This window comes from Actinomycetota bacterium (assembly GCA_013152275.1).
Lineage (GTDB): Bacteria > Actinomycetota > Acidimicrobiia > Spongiisociales > UBA4744 > BMS3Bbin01.
Window position 1 is genome coordinate 1 of record JAADGS010000057.1, and the last position, 11769, is coordinate 11769.

An 11769-nucleotide genomic window follows, 5' to 3' on the forward strand; every position below is an offset into this window, starting at 1 on the left:
GTCGACCACCGCGACCCCCTGGGACGCCGCGACGATCGTCACCGGAACCCGGGTGCCGTCGACGGTCGTCACGAACGGTTGGTTCGCCGCGTCCGAACCGATCGCCGCGACTGGCACCAACGGCCCAGACGTCACCGGGATCACGACCACCTCGGCACGAAAATCCGTCCTGTCGACCAGGTCCACCCACCGGGCGCACCCCGACCCGCACACCGACCCTCCATCGATCCCGGTCAACAACAGATCCAACTGGCCGAACTCCGGCGACTCCACCGCCCGATCCACCCGAGCGTCCCACACCCCCTCCGGGAACGTCACCCGAACCTCGGCCGACAGCGGCACCAGGGTCCGCTGCTCGATCGACAACGGAATCCGAAACACCGGATCGTCGGGCACCACCGACACGACCTCCTCCCCGCCGCTCAGACGCGCCCCCACCTCCAACACCTCGGCGAACACGACCCGCACCGGCAAGACAGGTACGAACACGACGTCACCGGCCCGCACCACACCATCCGCCGCCACCCCCAACGACGACTGCCACACCTTCACCGCATCGCGGGTCGAGCGGCCGAACACCCCGTCCGGTTCCACCGACAACAACCCCAACCCGACAAGCAGACCCTGCAACTGGGCCACATCCGGCCCCACCGCCTTCAACGACAGATCGCGAAACGCCGGCACCGACCCTTGCGCGATCACCACCGGACGCAAATCCACCGTATACAACACATCGCCCGACGACACCGCACCGCCCACCCTCACCGGCATCGACGTCACCACACCCGACGCCCCATTACGACCAACCGGAGTCAAATCCCACTCCGCGACCGCGGTAAACGTCAACGACCGGCCAACCTCACCCTCCCCCACCGCATAGGTCACAGCCTCGGCCCCCGTCAACGGATTCCCCGGCGGAACCAACGCCCTCCGGCCCGCCCAAAACCCCACCGCACCGACACCCACGATCGCCACCGCAACCCACAGCGCAACCCATCGACGCTTCATCACACCTTCCTCATCACACCAGACACCACCGGTGAAGCCGGCCGGGCTCCCCGGAGACCTCCAACGGCACGCTTCCGGGTGGACTCCGACCGTACGACGATTGAGGATGACGTCCCAGCCGGAGCCCACCACATGACACAGCCCGTCGAACATCGACCCGCCACTCCACACACTCCAGTTTGTGTGCGTCGCCAGGCCGGTTCACGGTTGGGGACATAGCTCTTGGATTCTGTACCAGTCCGCTTGACTCATTCTCGGAACCGAGTTGTACGCAGTCCAGATGTCCTGACCGCCCATGTAGCTGTCGATGAACGTATCCAGTGACGGTGGATCGTCGACCGTGTACCCCTCGGCTTCAAGGCACGCCTTGGTGTCGACCTGTTGGTAATAGAACTCGGTGACCTGCTCCTCCGTCATCGGTTCGGACGGTGGGATATGCAGCCCCGCCCAGCAGGCAGAGACCACCGCCAGAGCCATGTTTTGCTGGTCGAGCACGACCTGGTTGTAACCGATCCCGTTACCCGGGGGGATGACGGTCACCGGATACCCTTGGTCGTTGGCGCACTGCACCTCCAGCGCAGTGACCTCGACCCAGTCGACGTCATAGTACGAAACACCTGAGAAGTCTCCGTACCCGGTGATCGGATCCAGCGTCGGTATCGGCAACACATCGGCAAAAGGCACACCCGAATCCCCATAATCGCTCAAGACGCCGGCACTGGTCGTGCCTGTCACCGTCGGAGACGTCTCCGTCACCGCAGTCGTCGTGGAGGCGCTCGACGACGTGGGTGATGCTGCGTCACCGGGGGTGCACCCGGCCAGCATCACCAACAGCACCACACCCCCGACCCACAGTCTCAATCTAGTTTCTGTGCAGCGAACCATGTGACCTTCTAGCTGATGTCCGTGCACCAGCCGTGCGTATCGTTGTCATACAGCACGCCACCGAACTCATAGACGACCCAGTCGAAGGCAAAAGCATTCCCAATCGACTGGTGGGTCCTCACAGTCGAGCCGTCGTTCCAACTCCCTCTGACACCTCCATACGGGTCGGCTTGATAGTGCTGGACCTGTCCTGACGACCTCGACTGGATACCAGCGATGTAGGTACCGCAGTCCTGGTGGCCCTGCTTCTCAAGCGTCTGGATTGTTGCCCCAGCAGGCAATGCTGCCATCGCAGCCAACACGACAACCAGTACGAGGACAGTGATTCGCTTCATCTTGCGAACTCCCCTTTCCTGGATCTCACACCTCTCACTGTATGTATTCGCGAAAGAGCCGTCCTCTGTTCCCAAAGAGTGGAGATTCGGGCGCAAGGTTCCCGAACCGACGCAAGAATCTTCGTGCTGTCCTGGTTGCCCGCCGCTTCCGACTCCTGTCCGTATTCTGTCCGTCAGAGGAACAGGAATGGGCGAGAATCGACGGGCATTGACCGGTGGGTGAATGTCCAGGTCGCGGCAGGTTCTTGGGTCATTCCTCCTGGTCATCGGAACCCGCCGTGTCAGGCGTATGACCTGTTGGTCGCAGGTTTGAGTCCTGCCGGGCTCACAACATGCGCCCAGGGAACCATGAGGAGAACCCCCGGACCAGGTGGTTCTTGTCGAGGATACCGGAGCTATCTGGCCTTGATATTCGCGGGGCGAACGATCCGAGCGACCCAGCTGTGCTCGGGTCGAGGCTTGGTGCATGGTCCACGCGGATCCAAGCCCGATCTGGTGCCGCGCCAGCCAACGTTCGGAGTGTCGATGGCGAGGCAGGGGCGTTGCTCACAAGGCCCTACAACGAAGGCACACCTATGAGTGCGCCGAGGCGGAGAATGCAGTGAGCGGCGTTCCTGGCCGCCAGAACGGCGCCAAGGCTGCCTGACGGGGTGCTAGCTCGGCTCAGAGCCGCACAGAGTACACTGCCATTTGTGCTCCATTTGTGCTGAGATGTTGAGAAACGTCGACAAAGGCCAGGTGGCGATGCGAAGTGTCACGAACGGGAAGCCCCAGCTAACGGGGCCAGAATAGCCTCCCACGCAGGGGTTTCGTTGGTGGCCAGGGGCAGAATCGAACTGCCGACCCCAGGTTTTTCAGACCTGTGCTCTTCCTACTGAGCTACCTGGCCGAGCAGGTTGGCGGGGACGACGGGATTTGAACCCGCGACCTCCGGCTTGACAGGCCGGCGTGAACTCCAGGCTTCACCACGCCCCCAAGACCGCTCCACGGCGCAGCCGTGTAGACGGCGGCAGTATAGGGGGTCTGGAACCCGCCCGGGTTCGTCAGCCATGCCGCAGCAGAATCTTGCCGAACTGGTCATTGCCCTGCATGCGGCCCAGAGCCGTGGGGAGATCGTCGAAGGCGAAGACGGAATCGACGAGGACCGGCACCTGTCCTGTGGCGACGAGGCGTGTTGTCGACGCGAACTCACCGAAGTCGTACATGGTCGACCCGATGATCTCGAGCTGTTTGAAGAACAACCTCGGAACGGTGAGTTCCACGGTCGTTCCTCCCGTTGCTCCACACGTGACGAGACGGCCGCCCTTCTCGAGGGAGCGAACAGAGGTGTCCCACGTCGGTTTGCCGACGTTCTCGAGCACGACATCGGCACCGGCACCGGTAGCTGCTTTGAGGGCGCGGTCGTAACCCTCGTCGGAGAGGAACCCACCGTCCGCTCCCAGCGAGATCGCCTTCTCGATCTTCTCGGCATTCCGAGAAGTGACGAACACGGTCGCTCCCATCGCCTTGCCGATGAGCATCCCGGCGCTCGACACGCCGCCTCCGACGCCGATCACCAGCAGCACCTCACCGGCCTGAAGACGAGCCCTGCGCAGCATGCGGTACGCGGTCCCGTAGGCGAGACCGTACGCGCCCGCCTCCTCCCAGCTCAGTGACGAAGGTTTCGCCGTGACGTTTCGGGCCGGGGCGACGACCTGTTCTGCGAAGGTCCCCCAGCGGTGCTCCCCGAGGATCTGATACGCATCACAGAATGGCGTATTCCCGCGCAGGCACGCCGCACAGTGTCCGCAGGAGACCGACGGATTGACGATGACTTCATCGCCGATGGCCAATCCGGCGACATCTGCTCCGATGGCATCGACGACGCCTGCACCGTCCGCGCCGGCGACGTGGGGGAGCGGGGGTTTCGGCATCCCCATGGACGACCAGATATCGAGGTGGTTGAGGGCCGATGTCTTCAGGTGAACTCGGACCTCCCCGGGGCCAGGGCTGGGGGTCTGGACGTCCTCGAGTGTGAAGGAATCCGGTCCATCGATGTCGTGAAGGAGCCATGCTTTCATGACAAGCAGCGTAGTAGCGGCCTGTTCCCGGGGTCGGGTCCAGAGTCCCTCGATCACTTTGCGAGGTCACTGAACCTCGTGTGTGAGACATGTCGGCGGCTGTGGTCGGCAGGCTGGTGGGCGGCTCGTCCTCAGAGTGCTGCGAGCGCCTCGGCGAACTCGGTCGGGAACCGGGTCGGCCTGCCGTCGAGGTCGGTGACCGCCGCGCGGATCTCGAGCGTGGCGATCAACGTGTCATCTCGGAACATCCGCTGCTGCCACATGGACGAAGCGCGCCTTCGTTCTTTCACGGCCGTCTCGATCCGGAGCGTGTCACCGCCGACGGCCGGGACGAGGAACCGGGCGTCGGCCTCGACGACCACCACATGGATCCCCACTGCCGACATCTGATCCATGGCGAGCCCCACCGATTCGAGTGCCTCGATGCGTGCGGTCTCGAAGTAGCCGAAGTACGCGGTGTGGTTCACGTGGCTGTAGGGATCCAGTTCGTAGAAGCGAACTTTGAGGGTCGTCGTGTGTGCCATGAGTGGACAGGCTACTGCAGGCGTTCCCACGTGGGCGTAGCATTGCGCCGGGAGAGGAGACTCCAGATGCTGCCGTGGCTCAACGTTGCGGTGATGGTCGGCGCCACGATCTTGACGTTCGTCTTCTATGTGGCGAGCGTCCGGCCGGCGGCGCTGTCGCGACGGATCGGTGCCGAAGCCGCCTATCGGACGTGCACGCGGTTCCGGGTCCTCTCCGCGGTGATGATGACGGTCGTCGGGATCAACTACGTGGTGTATGCGTTCTTCCCGTTGCCGTGGTCGTTCCCGAAGACGTTTCCCTGGCCCTACTGGGTGTCCGCGCTGATCGCCGTCGTTATCGCCATTCCTTCGGGCATCGTGTTCGCCCGCGGGATGAAGGACGCCGGCGAGGAGACCATGGTTCTCAAGGAACAGCACACCATGTACGGCGGAATCTACGAGAAGATCAGGCATCCACAGGCCGCGGGCGAGGTCTGGTACTGGTGGGTGATCGCCTTCCTGTGCCACTCACCCTTCCTGGCGATCTACTCGTTCGTGTGGCTTCCGCTGTTCCATCTCATGTCGCGGGCGGAGGAGCGTGATCTGTTGATCAGATACGGGGACGACTACCGGGCCTACAGGGAACGCACGGGCATGTATCTCCCAAGACGGGCGCACACCGGCTCATAGGCCGACGACTCCGTCGGGGTCGATGCGGAAACGGATCGATGTGCCGGGCTCCTCGGCGTGGTCGAGGTCGGCCTGGAGGATCGTCCCGTCGGGCATTTCGAGGTGGGTCGTGTAGTGGCCTCCCCGGAAGCTGCGTTGCGCGACGACGGCTTCGAGCGGACCGTTCTCCGTGATGGCGTCCTGTCTGATGATCACCTGGTGTGGGCCGTCGGAGACTCCCGGGGCTTCGAACGTGCCCCACGGTGCAGTGGCGATCCCGCCGGACACGTTGACCGTGACCACGTTGGCGAATCCGAGGAACCGGGCCACCCATGCGTCCACCGGTGCTCGCCACACCTGCTCGGGAGTACCGGCTTGGGCAACCGTGCCGTCTCGTAGGATGACGATCCAGTCGGCGATCCCGAATGCCTCCTCCTGGTCGTGGGTGACGTAGATCGCGGTGATGTTGTGAGTCACGAAGAGGTCTCTGAGCTCTGGAACGATCCGCTCTCTCAACGTCCGGTCGAGGGATCCGACGGGTTCGTCGAGCATCAGGACCTTGGGTTCGGGTGCGAGCGAACGAGCCAGGGCCACACGCTGCTGCTCACCGCCGGAGAGATGCCCGACGCCCCGATCTTCGTACCCTGCCAGCCCCACCCAGCGAAGCACCTCCGCGACTCTGCGGTCCACGTCGGGGCGGTCTTCGATGCCGAAGGCGACGTTTGCGCCGACGGTCATATGCGGAAACAGGGCGTAGTCCTGGAACATCAGTCCGAAGCCTCGGGCATGTGGTGGTGTGTGGTCGAGTGGCTCTCCGTTCCAGGCGATGGATCCGGAGTCGGGGCGTTGCAGGCCGGCGATGGTTCGCAGTAGCGTCGTCTTTCCACTTCCGCTGGGACCGAGGATCGCGACGACCGTTCCGTCCGTCACGGTCAGGTTCACATCGTGGAGGAATGGCACTCCTGCGAAGGAGACGGCGAGGTCCTTCACTTCGAGCATCAGAAATCACCCAACTCGCCGAACCGGAACCGCTCGATGAGGAGTATCGAGAGTGCGGTGAGCACCATGAGCACCGTTGCGAGTGCCAGCGCCTGATCGAGGGTGCCCGGTCGTCCGAGCAGACGGAAGATCGCGATCGGCAGCGTGGGCGTCGCCGGCCGGGCAATGAAACTCGTGGCGCCGAACTCTCCGAGGGATATGGCGAACGCGAACCCTGCGCCGACCAGTCCGGCGCGAAACACCATCGGGAGGTCGATCCGTCGCCACACGCGGGAGGGGGGAGCGCCGAGCATTGCCGCAGCTTCGCGCAGCTTCTCCTTCACGGACCGCATTACCGGGACGGCGGTTCGCACGACGAACGGGATTGCGACGAGCGCGTGGGCGATCGGTATCAGCACCGGTGAGGTCCTCAGGTCGACCGGTCGTCCGAGCGCCACGAGGAAACCGAACCCGATCGTCACCGCGGACGTGCCGAGGGGGAGCATCAGCAGCACGTCGAAGGCTCTGGAGAGAAGACCCGTCCGGTAGGCGACGATTGCCGCAGCCGCCATGCCGACGGTCACGGCAATCACGGTCGCCGCGAAGGCGAAGAGGATCGAGTTCCGGATGGCTTCCACCGGTGGGACGAAGAGGGCGGAGGTCGGTGTGGCGAGGGATCGGTAGGCGGCGAGCCCGAACCCGGCGTCGGTCCGCAGGGAGCGTTCGATGAGTACCGCCAGGGGGGTTCCGAGGAAGAGACCGGTGAAGCCAAGGGTGATACCGACGATGGCCCGGTCGCGCAACGTCCTGGGTGTCCGTGAGACTTCCTGTGCCGGGCGCAGCGGCAGTTCGATCATGCGCCGCTGTTGGTAGCGCGAGTACGCGAACAGGATCGACGTGACGCCGACGAGTTGAATCACGGCGAGTGCACTCGCGATCGGCAACTGCAGATAGGAGATCGTCTGGCGCCAGATCTCGACTTCGATCGTGGCGAAGCGAAGACCTCCGAGGATGAGGATCACTCCGAAGGACGTGAAGGTGAACAGGAACACGATCGATCCTGCCGCCGCCAGTGCAGGGCGGAGCAGCGGCAGTGTGACGGTGCGGAACGTGCGCCAGCGTCCCGCGCCCAGCATTCGTGCCGCCTCTTCGAGTCGAGGATCGAGATTCGCCCAGAACCCGCCGACGGTGCGCACGACGATGGCGTAGTTGAAGAAGACATGGGCGATGAGGATGAGCCACACGGTGCCGCTGAGATCGATCAGTCCGGTCGGTCCGAGGAGTGCCAGAAAGGCCGTGCCGACGACCACGGTCGGGAGTACGAACGGAACGGTGATTGCTGCACGAAGCAGGTTCTTACCGGGGAACCGGTACCGCGCGAACACGTATGCGGTCGGCAACGCGACGACCAGTGTGAGCAGCATGGATGCGGTCGCCTGCCACACGGTGAACCAGATGGCATTTCGCAGGGTGCCGCGGCGGAACACGTCGGCGAAAGGCGTCAGGTCGACGCGCCCCGCCTGGAGGAGACTCTTGGAGAGAATCGCTCCAAGCGGGTACGCGAAGAAGTAGCCAAGGAAGACGAGAGGGAGTACGACGAGGATGACGCCGCCGACACGCTCTCGTAGTCTGGCCGGGGTTCTCACTTTCGTAGGATCTCCGTCCACTCCTCGATCCAGCGTTCCCTGTTCTGTTCGATGAGGGCCGGGTCCAGCGACTCCGGGTGCTCGGGCAGTGTCGTGAATTCGATGAACTCGGGTGGCAGCTCGGCTTGGGAGTTCGCGGGGAAGACGAACATGTTCAGGGGGATGTCCTCCTGGAACTCTTTCGAGAGCATGAAGTCGATGAGTTTCCGGGCGGCGTCCGGATGTTCGGTGCCCGCGAGGATCCCTGCGAACTCGATCTGACGGAAGCACCCGTCGGTGATGACGCCTGTCGGCGCGCTGGTGAGCGGAGTCTCGGAGAAGATCACCTCTGCCGGCGGAGACGACGCGTAGGAGACGACCAGGGGCCGTATCCCATCCGACGCGGCGGAGAAGTCCGAGTAGTAGGCCTCCGTCCATCCGCTGTCGACCTTGACTCCGTTTGCGGCCAAGTCCGCCCAGAAGTCCTTCCAGGTGTAGTCGCCCTCCTCGCCGAACTCGGCGATCGTTGCCAGCAGAAACGCCAGGCCGGGTGACGACGTCGCCGGATCTTCGACGACGAGCATGTCTCGATAGGCCGGGTCGGTCAGGTCGAGAAGTGAAGTCGGGACCGGGACATCTCCTGTGAACGCCGCCTTGTCGTAATTGATGCAGACGTCGCCGAAGTCGATCGGTGTGACGTAGTGCTCGGGGTCGAGTTGGAGTGCCTTGGGCACCGTTGCCAGGCCCGGCGACTCATACGGATCGAAGATACCTTCCGACAAGGCCCTGGAGAGGAACGTGTTGTCGATACCGAACATCACGTCTGCGATCGGGTTGTCCTTCGTGAGGATCGTCTGATTGAGCATCGTCCCGGCATCGTCCGACCGCAACAGCTTGACGTTGATGCCGGTCTGGGAGGTGAAGTCTGCGAGGACATTGTCCGAGACGGCAAACGCATCGTGGGTGAGCAGGACGATTTCGACGGGTTGGGTGGTCGTTGTCGTGGGTTGGGTGGTGGTCTCTCCGGGTTGGGCGGTGGTCTCGCTTGTTGTCGTACTCGTTTCCTTCGGTGCCGATCCTGTCGGGCTACATGCCGCGACGATCAGGGTCAGTGCAATGACAAGCCCGCCGAGACGACGGACCTCTGGTGTTCTACGCATGGTGCCTCCTTTGTGTTCGGAGGCCAGGCTGAGACAGCTTCCTACGCCGGCATTATCCGGTCAGGTTCCAACGGTCGGAGGCTCCAAGCCTCCTTCTCAGCCCGGTCAAACCGAGCTCCCGTGCGATGTCGATTGTAGCGGAACCGGCGGGAGGGACGCGACCCCGACAAATCCTCCCGTTCTCGTGACGGTTGGGCGGGACTATTCCGGTGAACCGTCACGAGAACGGGAGGGGGGTGCTCGTGTTCGGTCAGGTCCTGTCGGCGGCGCCTCCAACGAGTAGGGCTACTCCCAGGGCGATCACGGCCGCCGGCAACAGGTAGCCCGAAGGGACGTCCCAAACTCCTGCGGCTTCGAGAAGGAAGACGACTCCGACGATGACGAAGAACACTCCGGCGGTGATGGAACCTTTCATCGTGATACTCCGATCTGCCCGGCGAAGGCGGAGACGTTCAATACCAGGGTCCGGTCGCTGTCTCCCGACGACGTCTTGTCGAGGCCCACACCCACACCCGACCGCTGCTCACCGAACGCGTTGATCTCTCCGAACAGCGTGTTGGCGTTCACCTCGACGGTGGCGTCACTCGGGACGCGAATCTCGATCTCTCCGGCGAACACGCTGATGTCGATCTTGGTGGTTCCGGACGGCAGGTCGAGATCACGCAGGTCGAGGGTGAGGCTGCCGGCGAACATGGAGGTGTCCTTGAGGTCGGTCATGCTGGTTATCCGTTCGTGTCGATCGCCCACCGCGCTCGTGGTCGTGTCGACGTTGACCGCCCTGCCTCCGCCTGCCACGAGTATGAGCGTCAGGATCACGCCGAGAGCGATCAGACCGCCGTGCCTTCGCCCCTTGGCGTCGGCGATGAGCGCCAGACCGACGACGATGAGGATGGCGGGGAGGATCCAGTCCCAGGCCAGGTGGTCGATCAATCCTGCCGCCTGGAAGAACCATCCGAGCCCGATCAGCAGGATGATCAGGCCAAGGATGAGTCGCCCGGCGCGACCGTTCATCGCCTGCCTCCTATGATCACCGCCAGACCGATGATGATCACGGTTGCCGGCAGGATGAACTTGCCGAGGCTCGGGACGATACGGTCGAGGATCATGAATCCGCCGATGACGATCAGCGCGGCGCCGATCAGCACGGTTGCGTTGCTTGCCTGTCCGGTCGCAGGTCCGACGTTGTCGCCGGGTCGTTCCATCGGCATGGCGACCCATCCGATCAGATAGATCAGAAAACCGGATCCGCCTGCGACGAGCAGGACGAGCAGGATGATCCGAATGATCACCGAGTCGATGCCCAGGTAGCGGCCCAGCCCGCCTGCAACCCCTGCGATGACCTTGTCGTTTGCGCTCCGTCGCAGGACCTTCGGCGCGCTCGCCGGCTCCGAGCCCTCATGTGTGGTCATATGTTCCCTCCTGGCGTCGATTCCAACCTACCCGAGTCCGCACGAACCTTTTCCCCGTTCTCGTGACGCTCGGCCGGGACTATTCCCATGAAGCGTCACGAGAACGGTCTACCAGCGGATCAGCATCGATGCCCACGTGAAGCCGCTGCCGAAGGACGCCGATGCCACCAGCATCCCCGGCTGGAGAACTCCGATCTTCTCGGCCTCGTGAAGTCCGATCGGGATCGTCGCGGCGGTCGTATTGGCGAAGCGGTCGATTGTGTTGAACACCTTCTCCTCGGGAATCCCCATGCGCTGTGCGACGGCCTCGTTGATCCGGAGGTTGGCCTGGTGGAAGACGAAGAGGTCGACGTCTTCGAGAGCGACTCCGTTGGCTTCGATGGTCTCGATGATCGCTTCCGGCATGCGCTTGATCGCGTTGACGTACACCTTGCGGCCGTTCATTTTCGGGTAGATGAGACCTTGGTCGATGATCTCGTGGGTGACCATGCGGCCGCCGACTGCCATTCCGGGGGCTTCGACCCACAACTCTTCGGCAAACCTGCCGTCGGCGTGCAGATGCGTGGAGAAGACATGCGCATCGACCGCAGGGTCCTGGACGTCGGTGGCCTCCATGACGATCGCTCCGGCGCCATCCCCGAAAAGCACGGCGACATCGCGCCCCTCGGTGCTGATGTCGAGGCCTTTGGAGTGAATCTCGGCGCCAACGACGAGAACCTGGCGCGCCGATCCGGTGCGGATGTACTGGTCGGCCATCGAGGCGGCGTAGATGAATCCGGTGCACTGCTGGCGGACGTCGATCGCAGGGATGTCGGAGATTCCCAGCTTGCGCTGGAGGAATACGCCACTGCCGGGGAAGAAATGATCCGGACTGATGGTCGCGAAGAAGATCATGTCCAGGTCCTCGGGGCCGATTCCTGCCGACGCGAGGGCCTGGTCGGACGCTTGCAGAGCCAGATCGGAGGTGGTCGTGGCGCCTTCCACCCAGTGCCGTTGCTTGATGCCCGTGCGCTGGGTGATCCACTCATCGGACGTGTCCATGAGATGAGTGAGGTCGTCGTTGGTGACGACCCTCGGTGGGACGTAGCTTCCCACGCCCGTGATTCGCGAACGGAGTGCCATGCGATCTGCCTTCCC

At 63.5% G+C, this 11769-nt stretch carries 13 protein-coding genes, 2 tRNA genes and 1 riboswitch; of the genes, 1 reads left to right on the forward strand and 14 read right to left on the reverse strand.

What is annotated here, in order from left to right:
• From GXP34_09300 to GXP34_09330, 7 genes are all read right to left on the reverse strand, one after another.
• Positions 1–1008, reverse strand: a 1008-nt coding sequence (locus tag GXP34_09300; GenBank protein NOY56170.1) for a peptidoglycan-binding protein, incomplete at its 3' end; no start/stop codon positions are given.
• Positions 1009–1209: 201 nt separating this feature from the next.
• The gene (locus GXP34_09305) at positions 1210–1893 is read right to left on the reverse strand and encodes a hypothetical protein (protein ID NOY56171.1); all 684 of its coding nucleotides are present in this window, start codon (positions 1891–1893) and stop codon (positions 1210–1212) included.
• Positions 1894–1901: 8 nt separating this feature from the next.
• A complete protein-coding gene (locus tag GXP34_09310) occupies positions 1902–2228 on the reverse strand; it encodes a hypothetical protein (protein NOY56172.1) in 327 nt (108 codons plus the stop codon).
• A gap of 813 nt (positions 2229–3041) precedes the next feature.
• Positions 3042–3117, reverse strand: a tRNA-Phe gene (locus GXP34_09315).
• 8 nt (positions 3118–3125) lie between these two features.
• Positions 3126–3203 (reverse strand) — tRNA-Asp (locus GXP34_09320).
• A gap of 68 nt (positions 3204–3271) precedes the next feature.
• Positions 3272–4288 (reverse strand): zinc-binding dehydrogenase, encoded by a 1017-nt coding sequence (locus tag GXP34_09325; protein ID NOY56173.1) that lies wholly within the window; start codon positions 4286–4288, stop codon positions 3272–3274.
• 131 nt (positions 4289–4419) lie between these two features.
• Entirely contained in the window at positions 4420–4812 is a 393-nt protein-coding gene (locus GXP34_09330; GenBank protein NOY56174.1) for an acyl-CoA thioesterase, read from the reverse strand.
• 66 nt (positions 4813–4878) lie between these two features.
• Here GXP34_09330 and GXP34_09335 point away from each other — a divergent pair, with 66 nt between their 5' ends.
• Positions 4879–5481, forward strand: coding sequence for an isoprenylcysteine carboxylmethyltransferase family protein (locus GXP34_09335; protein ID NOY56175.1), 603 nt, complete (start codon positions 4879–4881; stop codon positions 5479–5481).
• Here the strand turns inward: GXP34_09335 and GXP34_09340 are convergent.
• The 7 genes from GXP34_09340 to GXP34_09370 form a co-directional block, all read right to left on the reverse strand.
• Positions 5476–6459, reverse strand: coding sequence for an ABC transporter ATP-binding protein (locus GXP34_09340; GenBank protein NOY56176.1), 984 nt, complete (start codon positions 6457–6459; stop codon positions 5476–5478). The two genes, GXP34_09335 and GXP34_09340, sit on opposite strands and share 6 nt — an antisense overlap.
• Complete coding sequence (locus GXP34_09345; GenBank protein ID NOY56177.1) at positions 6459–8084, reverse strand: iron ABC transporter permease; 1626 nt, start codon at positions 8082–8084, stop codon at positions 6459–6461. The genes GXP34_09340 and GXP34_09345 overlap by 1 nt, the downstream gene beginning before the upstream one ends.
• Positions 8081–9223 carry a thiamine ABC transporter substrate-binding protein gene (locus GXP34_09350; GenBank protein ID NOY56178.1) on the reverse strand — a complete coding sequence of 381 codons (1143 nt, stop codon included), beginning with the start codon at positions 9221–9223 and terminating at the stop codon, positions 8081–8083. The genes GXP34_09345 and GXP34_09350 overlap by 4 nt, the downstream gene beginning before the upstream one ends.
• 21 nt (positions 9224–9244) lie before the next feature.
• Positions 9245–9355: riboswitch (TPP riboswitch) on the reverse strand.
• 118 nt (positions 9356–9473) lie between these two features.
• Entirely contained in the window at positions 9474–9638 is a 165-nt protein-coding gene (locus tag GXP34_09355; protein NOY56179.1) for a hypothetical protein, read from the reverse strand.
• Positions 9635–10234, reverse strand: coding sequence for a cell wall-active antibiotics response protein (locus GXP34_09360; GenBank protein ID NOY56180.1), 600 nt, complete (start codon positions 10232–10234; stop codon positions 9635–9637). Before GXP34_09360 ends, GXP34_09355 begins: the two co-directional genes overlap by 4 nt.
• Positions 10231–10632, reverse strand: coding sequence for a PspC domain-containing protein (locus tag GXP34_09365; GenBank protein NOY56181.1), 402 nt, complete (start codon positions 10630–10632; stop codon positions 10231–10233). Before GXP34_09365 ends, GXP34_09360 begins: the two co-directional genes overlap by 4 nt.
• Before the next feature lie 108 nt (positions 10633–10740).
• Positions 10741–11754: a ketoacyl-ACP synthase III gene (locus tag GXP34_09370; protein ID NOY56182.1), complete on the reverse strand. Its 1014-nt coding sequence runs from the start codon at positions 11752–11754 to the stop codon at positions 10741–10743.
• Positions 11755–11769 lie beyond the last annotated feature (15 nt).